This is a genomic window from Pseudomonas brassicacearum subsp. neoaurantiaca, assembly GCF_013608025.1.
Taxonomy (GTDB): domain Bacteria; phylum Pseudomonadota; class Gammaproteobacteria; order Pseudomonadales; family Pseudomonadaceae; genus Aquipseudomonas.
Genome location: NZ_VDLV01000028.1, coordinates 1 through 17,550 on the forward strand (window position 1 = coordinate 1; position 17,550 = coordinate 17,550).

Genomic DNA, 17,550 nt, shown 5'->3' on the forward strand with positions numbered 1-17,550 from the left:
CAGCGTGAAACCTTAACTGGTGTCCAGAATTACTTGACCAGTTCAAGCTCGCTCCCACAGGGATAGGAGGGGATCAATCGATAAAGGTCACAACCCCACCCGCCAACGACTTCACCCGGGCCAATGACTCGACGCGATAGCCCTGGGCATCCAGTTCAGCGCGGCCGCCCTGGAATGACTTCTCAATCACGATTCCCAAGCCGGCGACGGTGGCGCCGGCCTGCTTGATGATGGAGATCAGCGCCTGGGAAGCTTTGCCGTTGGCCAGGAAGTCATCGATGATCAATACCCGATCACTACTGGTCAGGTGACGCGGGCTGATGGCGACGGTGCTTTCGGTCTTCTTGGTGAACGAATACACGGTGGCCGACAGCAGGTTTTCCGTCAGGGTCAACGATTGCTGCTTACGAGCAAAGATCACCGGCACGCCAAGGTTCAGCCCGGTCATGATCGCCGGGGCAATGCCCGAGGCTTCGATGGTGACGATCTTGGTGATGCCCGAATCCTTGAACAGCGCGGCAAACTCATCGCCGATCAGCTTCATCAACTGCGGGTCGATCTGGTGGTTGAGAAACGCATCGACCTTCAGGACCTGGTCGGACAGCACGATGCCTAGCTCGCGGATTTTCTGGTGCAGGGCTTCCATGAAGCCTCCTCTGATGACGCGTTCAGCGCCTGAAGTCGATGAAAAAAGTAAGTGATTCTAGCGCTTCAACATCGCGCGTATATCCGCCAGGGCGCTGTTGCCGCGAACGACTTTGACTTCCGTCGGCGTGTCGTCGTTGCCTTCCCAGGCCAGGTCGTCCGGCGGCAATTCATCGAGAAAGCGGCTCGGGGCGCAGTCGATCACTTCGCCGTACTGCTTGCGCTTGGCGGCGAAGGTGAAGGCCAGCGTCTGGCGCGCCCGGGTGATGCCAACGTAGGCCAGGCGCCGTTCCTCTTCGATGGTATCGGCCTCGATGCTGGAACGGTGCGGCAGGATTTCTTCTTCCATGCCCATGATGAACACGTAGGGAAACTCCAGGCCCTTGGAGGCGTGCAGGGTCATCATCTGCACGCCTTCGGCGCCGTCTTCCTCTTCCTGCTGGCGTTCGAGCATGTCCCGCAACACGAGCTTGCCGATGGCGTCCTCGACGGTCATGTCGCCGTCTTCGTCTTTTTCCAAGGTGTTTTTCAGCGCCTCGATCAGGAACCAGACGTTGCTCATGCGGTAATCGGCGGCCTTATCGCTGGAGCTGTTGGTGCGCAGCCAGTTCTCATAGTCGATGTCCATAACCATGCTGCGCAGCGCCGCAATCGGATCTTCCCCGGCGCACTGCTCGCGGACCTTATCCATGAAGCGCTTGAAGCGCGCCAGCCGATCGGTGAAGCGGCTGTCCAAGTGTTCGCCCAGGCCGATTTCATCGGTGGCGGCGTACATCGAGATCTTGCGCTCGGTGGCGTAGTTGCCGAGTTTCTCCAGGGTGGTCGAGCCGATTTCCCGGCGCGGCACGTTGATCACCCGCAGGAAGGCGTTGTCGTCGTCCGGGTTCACGATCAGGCGGAAGTAGGCCATCAGGTCCTTCACTTCCTGGCGGCCGAAAAAGCTGTTGCCCCCCGACAGGCGATAGGGAACCTGGTGATGCTGCAGTTTCAGTTCGATCAACTTTGCCTGGTAGTTACCGCGGTACAGGATTGCAAAATCGCTGTACGGCCGATCGGTGCGCAGGTGCAGGCTGAGGATTTCCATGGCCACGCGCTCGGCTTCGGCGTCTTCGTTGCGGCAACGGATCACGCGGATTTCGTCGCCGTGGCCCATCTCGCTCCACAGTTGCTTTTCGAACTCGTGGGGGTTGTTGGAAATCAGCACGTTGGCGCAGCGCAGGATGCGGCTGGTGGAGCGGTAGTTCTGCTCCAGCATCACCACTTTGAGCGACGGATAGTCTTCCTTGAGCAACATCAGGTTTTCCGGCCGCGCGCCGCGCCAGGCATAGATCGACTGGTCGTCGTCGCCCACCACGGTGAACTGGTTGCGTTTGCCGATCAGCAACTTCACCAGCAGATACTGGCTGGCGTTGGTGTCCTGATATTCGTCCACCAGCAGGTAGCGGACCTTGTTCTGCCATTTCTCGAGAATGTCGGCGTGGTCCTGGAACAGCTTGACCGGCAGCAGGATCAGGTCGTCGAAGTCCACCGCGTTGAACGCCTTGAGCGTGCGCTGGTAGTGGGCGTAGACGATGGCCGCGGTCTGCTCCTTGGGATTGCGGGCATTTTCCAGGGCTTCGGGTGGCAGGACCAGGTCGTTTTTCCAGGCGCCGATCATGTTCTTGATCTCGTCGACGCCGTCGTCGCCCGAGTATTCCTTCTGCATGATGTCGGTCATCAGGGCCTTGACGTCGGTCTCGTCGAAAATCGAGAAGCCCGGTTTGTAGCCCAGCCGCGCGTGTTCCTTGCGGATGATGTTCAGGCCCAGGTTGTGGAAGGTGCAGACGGTCAGGCCGCGGCCTTCGCCGGCGCGCAACAGGCCACCGACCCGCTCCTTCATTTCCCGGGCGGCCTTGTTGGTGAAGGTCATGGCGACGATGTACTGGGCGCGGATGCCGCAGTTCTGGATCAAATGCGCGATCTTGCGGGTAATCACGCTGGTCTTGCCGGAGCCTGCACCGGCGAGCACCAAAAGAGGGCCGCCGACATAGTTCACGGCTTCTTGCTGCCGGGGATTGAGTCGGGACATGACAGAGTCAGGGAGTCGTTTGCGAAATGGGCCGGCATTTTAACAGGCTCTGAGAATTGTGCTGCCCTGTCCGACTTGTGACGCTGTCCATCATCTCCATTTGCCGCTTTTGTCACTTTCCCTCAGGATGCGGACAGAATTTAGGTCTAACGTTCGTTTTTGGATGAATAAACGCTCAAAAGCGGGTGTTTGAGAACCATTGGCATTGGTGATTGCCCTTCGGCGAGTCATAATGCCCCGCGCCTACCACCTTGCAGAGTCTAGGGAGTCAGCTTGTCTACGCCTGTCGAACCCTTGCGTTTGCTGTTGTTGGCCGAAACGCCTGAGTGGTCTGCGATATTGCGCGAGTGCCTGGCGCCCATGGGAGCCTCGGTCGTGTTGATCAGCGCTCCGAGCTGGGAATCGGTCAGCAGCCTGTTCGAAGACAACCGCAACGCGGTGCTGCTGACTGTTGCGTCCCTGCAGCCGGCGCCGGGTCGCTGTCGTCTGCCGACGGTCCTGTTGCTGGAGCATGAGCCTTCGACTTCCCCGGATGGTGTCAGCGACTGGTTGGTGCGTGATGTTCTTGACGAGGCGACGTTGCGCCGTTGCCTGCGCCATGTGCGCGAGCGGGGGGTGCTGGAAAATACCCTGCAACGACTCGCCGAACAGGACCCGCTGACCGGCATCGCCAACCGTCAGGGCTTCCAGACCCTGCTGGCGGCGCGCCTGGCTGAAAACGAAGGTCGTGGCCTGGCGCTTGGTCACCTGGACCTCGATAATTTTCGTCACGCCAACGACGCGTTGGGGCATCAGGCCGGTGATCGGCTGATCCTGCAAGTGGTCTCGCGGCTCAAGGGCTCGCTTGAGGCCGGTGATCAACTGGCGCGGCTGGGCAGCGACGAGTTCGCCCTGCTGATCGACACCCGCCGTGCGCCCCAGCGTGCGGAGTGGATGGCCGAACGCATCACCGAAGCCATGGCCGAACCCTACTGGGTGGATGGCGAAAGCCTGTTGATCGGCTGCAGCCTGGGTATCGCCCACGCCCGCGCCCAGGCCGGCGCCGACCCGTTGATGTGGCACGCCCACATTGCCATGCAGCAGGCCAAGAGCACACAAGGCTGCACCTTTCATATCTTCAATGAACGCATCAATCGCAATGCCCGCAGCCTCGCCGACCTGGAAAGCGAGCTGCGCCGGGCGTTGCGTCGCGATGAGCTGGAGTTGCACTACCAGCCCCGGTTGAATCTCGACGGCGGCCATATCGTCGGCCTCGAAGCGCTGGTGCGCTGGCGTCACGGCGAGCGTGGCCTGCTGCCACCGAGTGAATTCGTGCCGCTGGCCGAGCAGAGTGGTTTGATCGTGCCGTTGGGCTACTGGGTGATCTCCAGGGCGCTGCGGGACATGCAGGATCTGCGCGAGCGCGGGCTGGCGCCGCTGCACATGGCGATCAACCTGTCATTCCGGCAGTTCCAGGACAGCCAGCTATTGCCGACCCTGAGCCGTTTGATCGCCGAACGGGGCGTCGAAGCCCAGTGGTTGGAATTCGAACTCACCGAAACCGCCGTCATGCGCCGCAGCGAACTAGTCAAGCAGACCATGGATGCGCTGGGGCGCCTGGGGGTGCGCTTTTCTCTCGACGACTTCGGCACCGGGTTCTCTTCGTTCGTGCACCTCAACAGCCTGCCGATCGCCTTGCTCAAGATCGACAAGAGCTTCGTCGGCGGCATGGAGCAGCGCGAAGAGAACCGCAAACTGGTGCACGCGATGATCAACCTGGCCCATAACCTCAACCTGGAAGTGGTCGCCGAAGGTGTGGAAACCGCCGAACAACTGGACCTGCTGCGTGGTTTCGGTTGCGATCAGGTGCAGGGTTTCCTGATCAGCAAGCCGTTGCCGCTGGGGGAGTTGGTTGAGTATTTGACGTTCGAAGGGGGGCAGCAGCCCGCCCATGAAATTGTGGTCTGACACATACCCTTGTGGGAGCGAGCTTGCTCGCGATAGCGGTATGTCAGTCAAATAATAGATAACAGACAGATTGCTATCGCGAGCAAGCTCGCTCCCACAAGGGGGATGAGTTTCACTCCGCCTGGACCGCTTCGAAACGTTGCGGCCCCGGCTCGTTGCGAATCATCCGTTTCATCTTCCATTCGAACGCCAGCGTCAGGCTCACCGCCGCGCAGGCCAGCCCCAGCGCCAGGCCCCACCAGACGCCAGTCGGCCCCCAGTGCAAATGGAACGCCATCCACCATGCCGCTGGCGCGCCAATCAGCCAATAGCAACCCAGGCCCACCAGGAACGTGGTCTTGGCATCTTTCAATCCACGGATGCAGCCCATGGCAATGGTTTGCGTGCCGTCGAACAGTTCGAACCAGGCCGCCACGGCCAGCAGGCTCACCGCCAGGTTGATCACGTCACGGAACGCCGGGTCGTTATGGTCCAGGAACAAGCCGATCAGTTGGTGAGGCAACAACCAGAACACCATGGCGAACGCCAGCATTGCCGCCGCGCCAAAGCCGATCCCGACCCGTCCGGCCAGCCGCGCCATTGGCAGTTGCCCGGCGCCGTAGTGCTGGCCGATGCGCATGGTGATGGCGTACGACATGCCCGCCGGCACCATGAACGCCACCGAGACGATTTGCAGCGCGATCTGATGGGCCGCCAGTGGCGTGCTGCCCATGGTGCCCATGCAGAGGGCAGCGAACGCGAACAGCCCGACTTCCACCGCGTAGGTGCCGCCAATCGGCAGGCCGAGGCGCCACAATTCCTTGAGGTACTGGCGATTGGGCCGTGACAGGCCAGCGAGCAATGGATAGGCCCGGTAGGCCGGGTGCCGGTGGATGTGCCACGCCAGCGCCAGGGCCATGCTGTTGGCGACGATGGCCGTCACCAGGCCGATCCCCATCAAGCCGAGTTTCGGCAAGCCGAACATGCCGGTAATGAGTGCGTAATTGAGCAGGAAGTTGGCCACCGTGCCACCGAGGCTGATCACCATGACCGGCGTGGCCCGGCCAATCGCGCTGGTAAAGCCGCGCAGGGCCATGAAACTGAGGTAGCCGGGCAGGGCGAACGGCAGCGCCAGCAAGAACTGTCCGGCGGACAGCACATTGGTTTCGGTCTGGCCGAACATCAGCAACACCGGCTTGAGATTCCACAAAAGCAGGCCCGCCATCAGCGCCATCAGCCAGGCCAACCACAAACCGGCCTGGGTCAGCCGCGTGGCACCTTCAGTGTCACCCGCGCCCTGGCGGATCGCGACCAGGGTGCCCACCGCCGCGATCACGCCGATGCAGAAAATCGAAACGAATGAATAAGTCGCAGCCCCCAGCCCCCCGCCGGCGAGGGCTTCAGGGCTCAGGCGCGCCATCATCACGGTGTCGGTGAGGACCATCAGCATGTGCGCCAACTGCGAGGCAATCAACGGCCCCGCCAGCCGCAGGATGGCCCAGAGTTCGGTACGCGCTGGATGCTGCATGATCATCACGCTCCATGTTCAACAAGGCAGTAGAGCGTCGATTCTCGGCGCTCGCCGTGGTTTGCACAAAAGGATAAATCCGATTGCTGGCATGATTAAAACTCATGCTGGGCTGATCTTCTGATAGGGTTCAAAAATCGCTATAGGAGCTTTCCCTATGTCTCGTCGTCTTCCTCCTCTTTATGCATTGCGCGCATTCGAAGCGGCGGCGCGATACAGCTCGTTTACCCGGGCCGCCGAAGAGCTTTCGATTACCCAGAGTGCGGTGAGCCGACACATCCGCACGCTCGAAGATCATTTTGCCTGCCGGCTGTTCCAGCGCAGCGGCCGCAACCTGCAGTTGACCGAAGCGGCGCGCTTGCTGCTGCCGGGCGTGCGGGAAGGCTTCATGGCCCTTGAGCGGGCTTGCCATACGTTGCATGGCGAGGACGGCATCTTGCGCATGAAAGCACCGTCGACCCTGACCATGCGCTGGCTGCTGGCACGGTTGAGTCGTTTCCGGCATCTGCAGCCTGGCAACGAGGTGCAATTGACCAGTGCCTGGATGGACGTCGACTCGGTGGATTTCAACACCGAACCCTTCGATTGCGCGGTACTGCTGGGTAATGGGCACTTTCCTGCGGACTGGGAGGCCAGTTTGCTGTTCCCCGAGGAATTGATCCCGGTGGGTGCACCGAACCTGTTGAACGATCAGCCTTGGGACGTGGCGCGCCTGGCCAGTGCGGAACTGCTGCACCCCACGCCGGATCGTCGGGACTGGCGCAATTGGCTGCAGCGCATGGGCCTGGCCGACAAGGTCTCGCTCAAGGGCGGACAGGTCTTCGACACGTTGGAACTGGGTATGATCGCGGCGGCCCGTGGGTATGGCGTGTCCATGGGCGACCTGCTGATGGTGGCCGAAGACGTCGCCCAAGGGCGGTTGAGCCTGCCGTGGCCAACGGCGGTCGCCAGCGGCGAGCACTACTACTTGGTGTGGCCAAAAACCCGGCCGGGCGGTGAGCGCTTGCGGCGGCTCAGCGATTTTCTCCAGGGAGAGGTCAGGGCGATGCAGCTACCGGATGTTGAGCGCCTGGGCTGAATCGTTGAAGCCTTGGCGCCGGTTCCTTGGCATTAATCCTTCCAGACCGCTCAAGTATTGGGGTTTGCTGCCGAATCCGTGGACATAGAACCTTCGTTCAGAAAGGGCCAATTCTTACCTTAACGAATAACATGCCGAGCGTGCGACGTGATCAGGACGATCCGGTCTCTCGGCCAGGAGCCGTCATGTCTCAACCTCGTGCCCGGATCGCTTCACAGCTTGGCCTTGCCCTAGCCGTGATATTGGCGGTCGTGATTTCCGGCAGTACCGTCTTCGCCTTGCGTTCGCTGGATGCCGCCAACCTGTCCACCCGTGAAGAACATCTGGCCAGCGAAGCGCGCCTGTTGGCTGACCAGCTCAATACATTCCATGGCACCTTGCGCGAGAGCACGCAGCGGTTGGCCGGTCTGTTCGAAAAGCGGTTCAGCGCGGGCTTGAGCGTACATGCGGACCAACCCGTGACGGTGGCGGGCGTGCAGACGCCGGGCTTGAGCCTGGGTGGCGAAGTGTTGAACAACAACTTCAAGGAAGTGGACGACTTCAAGACGATGACCGCCGGGGTGGCCACGGTGTTCGTGCGCAGCGGTGACGACTTCATCCGCGTCAGCACCTCGTTGACCAAGCAGGACGGCACGCGCGCGATCGGCACCGTACTCGACCGCGCCGGCCCGGCTTATGGCCCGGTCATGGGCGGCCAGAGCTATATCGGCCGTGCCTTGCTGTTCGGACGCTACTACATGTCGCAGTACACGCCCGTGCGCGACAGCAGCGGCAAGATCATTGCCGTGCTGTATGTAGGCTTCGATTACACCGATGCGCAGAACGCCCAGTTCGAAAACCTCAAGCGCTTCCGTATCGGCCAGACCGGCTCCCTGGCGTTGCTGGACGAGCAAAACAAATGGCTGGTGCCGCCGGCAGGCGTGCAGGCGTTGGACAAGGCCACCGCGACCATCACCAACTTGGCCAAGACACCAGGCAAAGGCGCGTTCTGGGAAGACACCGCGGAAGATTTCTACAGCGTTGCCGTGCCGTTTGAAGGTGGGCCGTGGGCGGTCGTGGCGAGCATGCCGAAAACCGAGATCCGCGCCGTGACCTGGAGCGTCGGTACGCAGCTGGCAATTGGCAGCCTGCTGGCGATGTTGTTGGCGGTCGGCTCGGCGATGTGGTTGTTGCGCAGCAAACTGGCGCCGCTTGGGGATCTGGTGCGCCAGGCCGAAGCGCTGGGCGCCGGCGACTTGAGCGTGCGCCTGAACGTGTCGAGCCATGATGAAATCGGCCAACTGGCCCGCGCCTTCAACCAGATGAGCCAGGCGTTGTCGACCATGGTCGAGCACATCCGGAAAGCTTCGCAGGAGGTCAACAGCCGCGCCCAGGCGCTGTCCGGCTTGTCCAGCGGCGCGTATGACGGGATGGAGCAGCAGTCCGGTGAAATCACCAGCATGGCGGGCGCGGTTGAAGAGTTCAGCGCCACGTCCCTGAACATTGCCGACAACATGGGCAACACCCAGCGACTGGCCCAGGAGAACGCCCAGCAAACCAAGATCGGGCGCACGTCGATGGACGAGGCTTCATCGTCCCTGGAACAGATCGCAGGCGCGTTGAACAGCACGGCCACGGTCATCAACACCCTGGGCCAGCGTTCCCAGGAAATCGGTGGCATCGTTGGCGTCATTACGTCCATCGCCGAGCAGACCAACCTGCTGGCCCTGAACGCGGCCATCGAAGCCGCCCGCGCGGGTGAGCAGGGTCGTGGGTTTGCCGTAGTGGCCGATGAAGTGCGCAGCCTCGCCTCCCGCACTCGGCAGGCGACCGATGAAATTTCTGGAATGATCCAGAGCATCCAACAGGAAACCGGCAACGCCATCAGCACCATGGAGCAGGGCAACCTGTTGATGCAGGAAGGTCTGTCGCGCAACGCCAACGTCGCCTCGGCTCTGGCGCGTATCGATGAGCAAAGCCGCTCCGCCGGCCAGCAATTCGCGGCGATCACCACCGCCACCCAAGAGCAGAGCAGCACCGCGACGTTGCTCAGCAGCAACCTGCAAAGCATCGCCATGGCCAATAGCGAGCAACGGGAAGTGGTCTCGAACCTGGCGATCACCGCCAAGGAACTGGAAAAACTGGCGCAGGACCTGCGCAAAGAGGTTGATCGGTTCCGCTGAGGCGTCCTGCACCGTCGTCACGAGCAAGCTCCCCCGAACCTGTGGGAGCGAGCTTGCTCGCGATAACGGCAGCCCAGCCAGCAATATCTCAATCAGACCCACCACCATCGCGAGCAAGCTCGCTCCCACAAAAGCTCATCTTCACTTAAGCCCCAAATCTCAAGCGACTTTTAAGGTATTTGCTGTTTTTAAGCTTGCTGAAACGTTTCTTCAAGTCTATAAAAACCGCACAACTCCAATAAAGGTCACGTCCATGACTCCGCTCAAACTCCTCGTTACCCTTGGCGCCCTCGGCGCTGCTTCCCATGCAATGGCCTGGGATTACGTCCTTTTGGATACCGATAAAGCTGCCCAGCCCTGGAAAATCACCAGCGAACAGCTAGGCGTGAAAACCGGCAAGCCGTTCTCCGTGACGATGCGCACCCTGCATGGCGGTCGGCAGGAAGGCGTCAGCATCGTCGATATCGACAACGGCTCCCTGAAACTTTCGGTCGTCCCGACCCGAGGCATGAACGTGCTGCAGGCTTCTGTCGGCAATGTGCGCATGGGTTGGGATTCGCCAGTCAAGGAAGTGGTCAATCCAGCCTTCATCGAACTCAACGGTCGCGGCGGCCTGGGCTGGCTGGAAGGTTTCAATGAACTCGTCACCCGCTGTGGCTACGAATGGGTTGGCCATCCAGGCATGGACAACGGCGAGCTGCTGACCCTGCATGGTCGCGCTGCCAATATTCCAGCCAACAAGGTCACCCTGCACATCGATGAAAAACCGCCCTACGCCATCACCCTGCGAGGCGAGTTGAAGGAGCAGGCGTTCAAGAAAGTCGATTTCTCGGTCCAGACCGAACTGGTCACCGAGCCTGGCAGCGTGACCTTCGCCCTCAACGACACGCTGACCAACAACGGCGATTATCCGAAGGAATACCAGGCGCTCTACCACAGCAATTTCAGCACCCCCTTCCTGGAACAGGGCGCGCGCTTTGCAGCGCCGGTCAAGCAAGTCTCGCCATTCAATGACAAGGCCAAGGGCGACCTGAAGGATTGGACAACCTATCGAGCCCCCACCAAGGATTACGACGAAACCGTCTACAACGTCGTGCCTTACGGCGATGCCAAGGGCGACACATTGACGGTGCTGCACAACAAGGCCGGCAGCCTTGGTGTCTCGGTGGGCTTCAATACGGCGACCCTGCCGGTGTTTTCCCTGTGGAAAAACACTGATACCCAAGGCCAGGGCTACGTGACCGGGCTTGAGCCGGGCACCAGTTTTTCCTACAACCGCCACTACCAGCGCCCGCTGGGCCTGGTGCCGACCATCGCACCGAAAGAGCGCAAGCAGTTCCAGATCCACTACAGCCTGCTGGCGGACAAGACGGCCGTGGACAAGGCGCTCAAGCGCATCGACGACATCCAGGGCGATCGCAAAACCGAAGTGCGGGATACGCCGTTGGTGGACCTGAGCAAACCATAAGCTGTTTCAGGCCGTGGTCGGCCGATACTGCAGCGCTTCGGCCAGGTGCTCCCGGCTGATCCGCTGTACGTGCTCAAGGTCGGCCAGGGTCCGGGCGACCTTGAGCAGGCGGTGAGCCGCTCGCAGCGACAAGGTCAATCGTTCGCAGGCAGTCTCCAGCCAGGCTTCGTCGGCGGTGGACAGTTTGCAATGCTGGCGCAAGCCCGGCAGGTCCAGGAACGCATTGGCACAACCTTGGCGTACTTGTTGGCGCTCCCGGGCTTCGGCCACCCGCTCGGCCGCGGTGGCCGTGTCGCCACCGGGCTCGCCTTTCGGATTCAGCGCTGTGGCTTCCCGCGCAACGGTCAGGTGCAGGTCGATGCGATCGAGCAAAGGCCCGGACAGTTTATTGCGGTAGCGCTGCACCATGTCGGGCGTGCAGGAGCACCGCCCGCTGGGCTCGCCGAGGTATCCACAGGGACAGGGATTCATCGCCGCCACCAACTGGAAGCGCGCCGGAAAGCGCACGCGGTCCCGGGCACGGGAGATCACGATGTGACCGGACTCCAGCGGTTCCCGCAGCACTTCCAGCACCTTGCGATCGAACTCCGGCAGCTCATCCAGGAACAGGACGCCATGGTGGGCGAGGGTGATTTCCCCCGGTTGTGGCTTGGATCCGCCTCCCACCAGTGCCGGGCCGGAAGCCGAGTGGTGTGGCTGGCGAAACGGACGTTGCGGCCAATGGCTCAACGGCACGCAACTGGCCACCGACTGGATGGCTGCGACCTCCAGGGCCTCGCTTTCGGCCAGTGGCGGCAACAGCCCTGGCAAACGGCTCGCGAGCAGGGTCTTGCCGGTGCCCGGTGGTCCGCTGAACAACAGGTTATGAGCGCCCGCTGCCGCGATCAGTAGCGCGCGCTTGGCACCTGCCTGCCCTTGGACTTCGCTGAGATCGGGATACGGCCTGCTGGCCGAGAGCAGCCCGTTGGAAGCATAGGGCTCGACAGGCGTGTGGCCGTTGAAATGCGCCACCGCTTCGAGCAGATGATCCACGGCAATCACTTTCAGGCCCGATGCCAGGCAGGCTTCTTCTGCATTTGCCCGGGGTACCACCAGCATCCGCCCGGCCGCCCGTGCCGCCAGCGCCGCCGGCAGAACGCCGCGTACCGGCCGCACGGCGCCGGACAACGCCAGCTCGCCGAGGCACTCCACGTCGTCCAGCATCAGCGTTGGCACCTGCACGCTGGCGGACAGGATGCCAAGGGCAATCGCCAGGTCGAACCGCCCGCCGTCCTTGGGTAGGTCCGCCGGTGCCAGGTTAAGGGTGATGCGTCGTGCCGGAAAATTGAGTCCCGAATTGATGATCGCGCTGCGCACCCGGTCCTTGCTTTCCTTCACCGCCGCCTCCGGCAGGCCGACCATCGTCAGTGACGGCAAGCCATTGGCCAGATGAACTTCAACGGTAACGGCGGGGGCCTCCACCCCCACTTGGGCGCGGCTGTGGACGATGGCGAGCGACATGAAGCGGTCCTTGAGACGAATAGGGTGCCGCGTCCTGCGGCTCCTGAAGACTAGTCGGGGAAACCAGCACATGAGCGGCCATTCGAAGGGGAAATCTTCGCAGGATATTACCGAGGCGCCGGTCCCATCCCGGGATGAGCGTGGCCCGGGCGAGGCCTCTGCTAAGCTGGATTTGTCTGATCGGCACCGGGCGGGATCAACGCACAGAGAGGATGTGACCCATGGACGATCTGTTGGCGTTGTTGACCGACAAGCGCTTCATGCCCCACGGGCATTGCTACATGTGGCGGCCGGATCTGTTGTGGACCAACGTGATTGCCGATGGCTTGATCACCCTGAGCTATATCTCCATCCCGTTCACGCTCATCTACTTCATCAACAAGCGCAAGGATGTTCCTTTCGACTGGATGCTGGCGGCTTTTGGTGTGTTCATCCTGGCCTGCGGAACCAGCCATGTCATGGAAATCCTGACCATTTGGCAGCCTTACTATTGGTTGTCGGCGCTGGTGAAGGTGATCACCGCCATCGCCTCGGTGATTACCGCGATCCTGTTGATCCGATTGGTGCCCGCCGCCTTGAAGATTCCCAGTCCGCAGCAGTTGGCCAGGGTCAACGACGAATTGCGCGAGGCGCAGGCCGAACTGGTGACGACGGCGCGCCGGGCGGGCATGGCGGAGATCGCGACCAATGTGCTGCACAATGTGGGCAACGTGCTCAATAGCGTCAATGTCTCCGCCCAGGTCCTGTATGACAAAGTCCATTCTTCCAAGGGGCCGGGAGTCGCCAAGGTCGTCCAGTTGATGAAGGAGCATCCCGATGACCTGGGCGATTTCATCAGCAGCGATCCGAAAGGTCGCGCGCTGCCGGACTATCTCGGCAAGTTGGCCGAGGCACTGGCCATCGAACAGCAGGCAATGATCGCCGAGCTGGCGCAGTTGACGCGAAGGATCGACCACATCAAGGACATCGTTGCGACCCAGCAGTCCTATGCCGGTAATTCCAGCGTGCTGGAGCCGGGCATGCTGCGTGAACTGGTGGAGGATGTGGTGCGCATCAGCGGGGTGTCCCTGGTGCGGCACAAGGTGACGCTGGTCCAGGAACTTGACGATGTGCCGATGATGCCGCTGGACAAGCACAAGGTCCTGCAGATCCTGGTCAACTTGATAAACAACGCCAAGCAGGCGCTTGTCCCGGTCACGGATCGGCCGCCGCACATCACGTTACGCCTGAAGATTGTTGACGACGCCCGTGTGCAAATCGAGGTGGAGGACAACGGCGAGGGCATTGCCGAGGACAACCTTGCCCGGGTGTTCGAGCATGGCTTCACCACGCGTGCCGACGGTCATGGTTTTGGTCTGCATAGCTGCATCCTGGCCGCCCATGAGATGGGCGGCGACCTGACGGTGCGCAGCGCGGGGCAGGGCAAGGGGGCAGTTTTCACCCTGGAGTTGCCGATCACGCCGCCCCCAGGGCAATCGCGAAAGGTTGCCCAAGGCTGAGCTCGCTTATTGCGCTGTCGAGGCCAGTCGCTCTTCCAGCTCGGCCACTTTCGCCTCCAGGCTTTCCAACCTGGCCCGAGTCCGCGCCAGCACGACCATCTGGCTGTCGAATTCCTCCCGGCTGACCAGGTCCAGCTTGCTGAAGCCGCTTTGCAGCAAGGCCTTGAGCTGGCTTTCGATTTCGCTTTTGGGCAGCGGCGTGTCGCCACTCAACAGGCGGGAGGCATGGCCGCTCAGGGCGTCGAGAAGGTCTTTGGGCGCAAGCATGGCAGGTGTCCTGGAAAACAATGGCGGGCAGTGTATCACGCAGTGTCTATAGTCAATTCGCCAGGCCGGGATGCACGCTTTTCGCGCACGAGGCCGGGCGCTGTCGCACCGTTGTTGTGCGTATCGTTGCGCTTGGTGGCGTGGCACAGGCTCATGCAACGGGTAAGGGATTGAAATCAGGAGGGTTGGGCACAGATGGCAAGGTTTCTGCTTAGAGGCTGATGACCCATGCACTGATGCAGTCGCTGTGACGAATGCAGTGCAGCAGGCGAAACGGGGAGTTTCGTCAGGATCGGTTAACTGGCACCTGTCGGGCAACTTGGGCCGACGACGCGTTACAAAGCCAGGCACTGCGCTTAGACTTGAGTCGGGTTTGTTTTCCTGGGGCAAGTCCACCAATTCGGGAGAAAGTTTCATGAAGCTAGTCACTGCCATCATCAAGCCGTTCAAGTTGGACGACGTGCGCGAATCGTTGTCCGAGATCGGCGTGCAGGGCATTACCGTTACTGAGGTCAAAGGCTTCGGTCGGCAGAAAGGTCACACCGAGCTGTATCGCGGCGCGGAATACGTGGTCGATTTCCTGCCCAAGGTGAAGATCGACGTCGCCATTGACGACAAGGATCTTGACCGGGTGATCGAGGCAATCACCAAGGCCGCCAACACCGGCAAGATCGGTGACGGGAAGATCTTTGTGGTCAATCTGGAACAGGCTATCCGCATCCGTACCGGCGAAACCGATACCGACGCCATCTAAGCCGCCAAACCCAACGCCCCAGGAGAAAACAATATGACTCTGCGTAAATTCGCAGGGCTAGGAGCCCTGTTGTCCTTCGCAATGCCTGGCCTGGCCATGGCAGAAGAAGCGGCAGCCCCCGTCCTGAACTCCGGCGACACCGCCTGGATGCTGACGGCCACGATTCTTGTACTGTTCATGACCATTCCCGGCCTCGCCCTGTTCTACGGTGGCATGGTCCGGTCGAAAAACCTTCTTTCCGTGATGATGCAGTGCTTTGCCATTACCGGTCTGATCAGCGTCCTGTGGGTCATTTATGGCTACAGCATCGCGTTCGACACCACCGGCATGGAGCAGGGCGTCGTCAACTTCAACTCCTTCATCGGTGGCCTGGGCAAAGCTTTCCTGGCCGGCGTCACGCCAGCGAGCCTGACCGGCCCGGCGGCGCTGTTCCCTGAGGCGGTGTTCATCACCTTCCAGATGACGTTCGCCATCATCACCCCGGCCCTGATCGTCGGTGCGTTTGCCGAGCGGATGAAGTTCTCCGCCATGCTGATCTTCATGGGCGTGTGGTTCACCCTGGTGTATGCGCCGATTGCGCACATGGTCTGGTCCGGTAACGGCGGCCTGCTGTGGGACTGGGGCGTGTTGGACTTCGCTGGCGGCACCGTGGTGCACATCAACGCCGGTATCGCAGGCCTGGTGGCGTGCCTGGTATTGGGCAAGCGCAAGGGCTTCCCGACCACGCCAATGGCGCCGCATAACCTGGGTTACACCCTGATGGGCGCGGCCATGCTGTGGGTCGGCTGGTTCGGCTTCAACGCCGGTTCTGCCGTTGCCGCCAACGGCACCGCCGGCATGGCGATGCTGGTCACCCAGATCGCTACCGCGGCGGCGGCGCTGGGCTGGATGTTTGCCGAGTGGATCACCCATGGCAAGCCAAGCGCACTGGGCATTGCCTCGGGCGTGGTGGCCGGCCTGGTTGCAATCACCCCGGCGGCCGGCACCGTGGGCCCGATGGGCGCCCTGGTTATCGGCCTGGCGGCCGGTGTGGTGTGCTTCTTCTGCGCCACCACCCTCAAGCGCAAACTCGGCTATGACGATTCCCTGGACGCCTTCGGCGTGCATGGCATCGGCGGTATCCTCGGCGCGATCCTGACCGGCGTTTTCGCCGCTCCGGCCCTGGGCGGCTTCGGCACCGTGACCGATATCGGCGCGCAAGTGTGGATTCAATTCAAGGGTGTGGCTTTCACCGTGGTCTACACCGCGATCGTCACCTTCATCATCCTCAAGGTACTGGACGCCGTCATGGGTCTGCGCGTCTCCGAGGAAGAAGAAGCCGTGGGCCTGGACCTGGCCCAGCACAACGAGCGCGGTTACAACCTGTAAGCAGCGCATAAAAAAAATGCCCGGTTCGCCGGGCATTTTTTTGTCTGGAATTTGTCATTGCTCACAGGGCGTGCTGGTTTTTCCGACGCCTTTTGTTGTGTATGCGACATGGGTTTTTCTACCGCCAAAGGCTTACATGGGGGCAAGAATATTAGGCCCTTTGTTTTTTCCCAGAGCGCGCTAGAATGCGCGCCGAACGTGCGGAGATCTGTATGTGGCAGCAGACGTTGATAACCCTGCGGGCAAGGCCCCGGGGCTTTCACCTGGTGACAGACGAGTTGCTCGCCGGCTTGCCTGAACTCAAGGCCTGTCGTGTCGGTCTGTTGCATCTGTGGCTGCAGCATACCTCGGCTTCGTTGACCATCAACGAGAACGCCGATCCGGCGGTACGTCGAGACTTCGAACGATTTTTCAATCGGCTGATCCCACAAGGAACCGCCGACTATGAGCACAACGACGAAGGCCTGGACGACCTCCCGGCGCACTTCAAGGCCAGTGTGCTGGGGTGTCAGCTCAGCCTTCCGGTAACGGCGGGGCGGTTGGTACTGGGTACCTGGCAAGGTGTCTATTTGGGCGAACACCGTGATCATGGCGGTGCTCGTAAAGTCCTCGTCACCTTGCACGGTGAAGGGGCATGACCGCTGATTGCCGGCGGATCTTGAATTTTTTCTGGCAGCCTTCGACAGATGGCGAAGCTGGGCTATAACTAATCTGCTTTTCGCAAGTCATGAGGTAGAACATGAGCGACGATGATCTGGAAAACGACGACCTCGAAGTAGGTGATGAAGACGAGGCCGAAGAAGGCCTGGAAGCGGCGGCTGAAGACGTCGCTGACGACGACGGTGCCGATGTTCCGGTCCCGACTGCCAAAGGCAAGGCCAAGGCAGCGGTATCGGTCGACGAGTTGCCGAGCGTAGAGGCCAAGAACAAGGAGCGTGATGCGCTCGCCAAGGCCATGGAGGAATTCCTGGCCCGGGGCGGAAAGGTGCAGGAAGTGGAGGCCAACGTGGTCGCTGATCCGCCCAAGAAGCCTGACAACAAGTACGGCAGCCGCCCTATCTGAGTATCTGCCCTTGCTTGCTGAAAAAGCCCGCCGTCGCTGCGGGCTTTTTCATGGGCCGGATTAAAGCCCAGGGACAGGCCCGGTCCTGTGGGGGCGAGCTTGCTCGCGATAGCGGTTTACCTGACACGTTGATGTCGGATGTGCCGCCGTCATCGCGAGCAAGCTCGCTCCCACAGGGTTTTTGTGCCTGGCACAGAGCTTCGGTGCACCGCAGTTCCAGGGTG

At 61.3% G+C, this 17,550-nt stretch carries 14 protein-coding genes; 9 read left to right on the top strand and 5 right to left on the bottom strand.

Annotation, left to right across the window (positions count from 1 at the left end; genetic code table 11):
* Nucleotides 1–73: 73 nt before the first annotated feature.
* A complete protein-coding gene (locus FHK92_RS16195) occupies nt 74–646 on the bottom strand; it encodes a xanthine phosphoribosyltransferase (protein WP_042728997.1) in 573 nt (190 codons plus the stop codon).
* A gap of 57 nt (nt 647–703) precedes the next feature.
* Nucleotides 704–2,713: a DNA helicase Rep gene (gene rep / locus FHK92_RS16200; protein WP_181288948.1), complete on the bottom strand. Its 2,010-nt coding sequence runs from the start codon at nt 2,711–2,713 to the stop codon at nt 704–706.
* A 273-nt stretch (nt 2,714–2,986) separates the two neighbouring features.
* On the opposite strand from rep, the gene FHK92_RS16205 reads away from it, so the two are divergent.
* Nucleotides 2,987–4,660, top strand: coding sequence for a putative bifunctional diguanylate cyclase/phosphodiesterase (locus FHK92_RS16205; protein ID WP_181288949.1), 1,674 nt, complete (start codon nt 2,987–2,989; stop codon nt 4,658–4,660).
* A 112-nt stretch (nt 4,661–4,772) separates the two neighbouring features.
* On the opposite strand, the gene FHK92_RS16210 is transcribed toward FHK92_RS16205, so the two are convergent.
* Nucleotides 4,773–6,167 carry a NorM family multidrug efflux MATE transporter gene (locus tag FHK92_RS16210; protein ID WP_181288950.1) on the bottom strand — a complete coding sequence of 465 codons (1,395 nt, stop codon included), beginning with the start codon at nt 6,165–6,167 and terminating at the stop codon, nt 4,773–4,775.
* A gap of 157 nt (nt 6,168–6,324) precedes the next feature.
* On the opposite strand from FHK92_RS16210, the gene FHK92_RS16215 reads away from it, so the two are divergent.
* The 3 genes from FHK92_RS16215 to FHK92_RS16225 all read left to right on the top strand — a co-directional run bounded on the left by FHK92_RS16215 (nt 6,325) and on the right by FHK92_RS16225 (nt 10,875).
* Nucleotides 6,325–7,245, top strand: coding sequence for a LysR substrate-binding domain-containing protein (locus FHK92_RS16215; protein ID WP_181288951.1), 921 nt, complete (start codon nt 6,325–6,327; stop codon nt 7,243–7,245).
* A 185-nt stretch (nt 7,246–7,430) separates the two neighbouring features.
* On the top strand, nt 7,431–9,407 hold the full coding sequence (locus FHK92_RS16220; RefSeq protein ID WP_181288952.1) for a methyl-accepting chemotaxis protein: 1,977 nt from the start codon (nt 7,431–7,433) through the stop codon (nt 9,405–9,407).
* A 253-nt stretch (nt 9,408–9,660) separates the two neighbouring features.
* Nucleotides 9,661–10,875 carry an aldose 1-epimerase family protein gene (locus tag FHK92_RS16225; protein WP_181288953.1) on the top strand — a complete coding sequence of 405 codons (1,215 nt, stop codon included), beginning with the start codon at nt 9,661–9,663 and terminating at the stop codon, nt 10,873–10,875.
* Between the two features lie 6 nt (nt 10,876–10,881).
* On the opposite strand, the gene FHK92_RS16230 is transcribed toward FHK92_RS16225, so the two are convergent.
* Complete coding sequence (locus FHK92_RS16230) at nt 10,882–12,375, bottom strand: YifB family Mg chelatase-like AAA ATPase (RefSeq protein WP_181288954.1); 1,494 nt, start codon at nt 12,373–12,375, stop codon at nt 10,882–10,884.
* Between the two features lie 221 nt (nt 12,376–12,596).
* On the opposite strand from FHK92_RS16230, the gene FHK92_RS16235 reads away from it, so the two are divergent.
* Nucleotides 12,597–13,874 carry a sensor histidine kinase gene (locus FHK92_RS16235; protein WP_181288955.1) on the top strand — a complete coding sequence of 426 codons (1,278 nt, stop codon included), beginning with the start codon at nt 12,597–12,599 and terminating at the stop codon, nt 13,872–13,874.
* A 6-nt stretch (nt 13,875–13,880) separates the two neighbouring features.
* On the opposite strand, the gene FHK92_RS16240 is transcribed toward FHK92_RS16235, so the two are convergent.
* Nucleotides 13,881–14,141 (bottom strand): accessory factor UbiK family protein, encoded by a 261-nt coding sequence (locus FHK92_RS16240; RefSeq protein ID WP_181288956.1) that lies wholly within the window; start codon nt 14,139–14,141, stop codon nt 13,881–13,883.
* 415 nt (nt 14,142–14,556) lie between these two features.
* Between FHK92_RS16240 and glnK the strand changes: the two genes are divergently transcribed.
* The 4 genes from glnK (at nt 14,557) to sutA (ending at nt 17,326) form a co-directional block, all read left to right on the top strand.
* A complete protein-coding gene (gene glnK / locus FHK92_RS16245; RefSeq protein ID WP_002555808.1) occupies nt 14,557–14,895 on the top strand; it encodes a P-II family nitrogen regulator in 339 nt (112 codons plus the stop codon).
* Nucleotides 14,896–14,928: 33 nt separating this feature from the next.
* Nucleotides 14,929–16,263, top strand: coding sequence for an ammonium transporter (locus FHK92_RS16250; RefSeq protein ID WP_030138181.1), 1,335 nt, complete (start codon nt 14,929–14,931; stop codon nt 16,261–16,263).
* 212 nt (nt 16,264–16,475) lie between these two features.
* The gene (locus tag FHK92_RS16255; protein ID WP_181288957.1) at nt 16,476–16,901 is read left to right on the top strand and encodes a secondary thiamine-phosphate synthase enzyme YjbQ; all 426 of its coding nucleotides are present in this window, start codon (nt 16,476–16,478) and stop codon (nt 16,899–16,901) included.
* A 101-nt stretch (nt 16,902–17,002) separates the two neighbouring features.
* Nucleotides 17,003–17,326 carry a transcriptional regulator SutA gene (sutA, locus tag FHK92_RS16260; RefSeq protein ID WP_007941277.1) on the top strand — a complete coding sequence of 108 codons (324 nt, stop codon included), beginning with the start codon at nt 17,003–17,005 and terminating at the stop codon, nt 17,324–17,326.
* Nucleotides 17,327–17,550: the final 224 nt, after the last annotated feature.

What these genes read in the sequence shown, in the direction of transcription:
- FHK92_RS16195 (WP_042728997.1), bottom strand. Translation starts at nt 646, where the DNA reads ATGGAAGCCCTGCACCAGAAAATCCGCGAGCTAGGCATCGTGCTGTCC.
- rep (WP_181288948.1), bottom strand. Translation starts at nt 2,713, where the DNA reads ATGTCCCGACTCAATCCCCGGCAGCAAGAAGCCGTGAACTATGTCGGC.
- FHK92_RS16210 (WP_181288950.1), bottom strand. Translation starts at nt 6,167, where the DNA reads ATGCAGCATCCAGCGCGTACCGAACTCTGGGCCATCCTGCGGCTGGCG.
- FHK92_RS16215 (WP_181288951.1), top strand. Translation starts at nt 6,325, where the DNA reads ATGTCTCGTCGTCTTCCTCCTCTTTATGCATTGCGCGCATTCGAAGCG.
- FHK92_RS16220 (WP_181288952.1), top strand. Translation starts at nt 7,431, where the DNA reads ATGTCTCAACCTCGTGCCCGGATCGCTTCACAGCTTGGCCTTGCCCTA.
- FHK92_RS16225 (WP_181288953.1), top strand. Translation starts at nt 9,661, where the DNA reads ATGACTCCGCTCAAACTCCTCGTTACCCTTGGCGCCCTCGGCGCTGCT.
- FHK92_RS16230 (WP_181288954.1), bottom strand. Translation starts at nt 12,375, where the DNA reads ATGTCGCTCGCCATCGTCCACAGCCGCGCCCAAGTGGGGGTGGAGGCC.
- FHK92_RS16235 (WP_181288955.1), top strand. Translation starts at nt 12,597, where the DNA reads ATGGACGATCTGTTGGCGTTGTTGACCGACAAGCGCTTCATGCCCCAC.
- FHK92_RS16240 (WP_181288956.1), bottom strand. Translation starts at nt 14,141, where the DNA reads ATGCTTGCGCCCAAAGACCTTCTCGACGCCCTGAGCGGCCATGCCTCC.
- glnK (WP_002555808.1), top strand. Translation starts at nt 14,557, where the DNA reads ATGAAGCTAGTCACTGCCATCATCAAGCCGTTCAAGTTGGACGACGTG.
- FHK92_RS16250 (WP_030138181.1), top strand. Translation starts at nt 14,929, where the DNA reads ATGACTCTGCGTAAATTCGCAGGGCTAGGAGCCCTGTTGTCCTTCGCA.
- FHK92_RS16255 (WP_181288957.1), top strand. Translation starts at nt 16,476, where the DNA reads ATGTGGCAGCAGACGTTGATAACCCTGCGGGCAAGGCCCCGGGGCTTT.
- sutA (WP_007941277.1), top strand. Translation starts at nt 17,003, where the DNA reads ATGAGCGACGATGATCTGGAAAACGACGACCTCGAAGTAGGTGATGAA.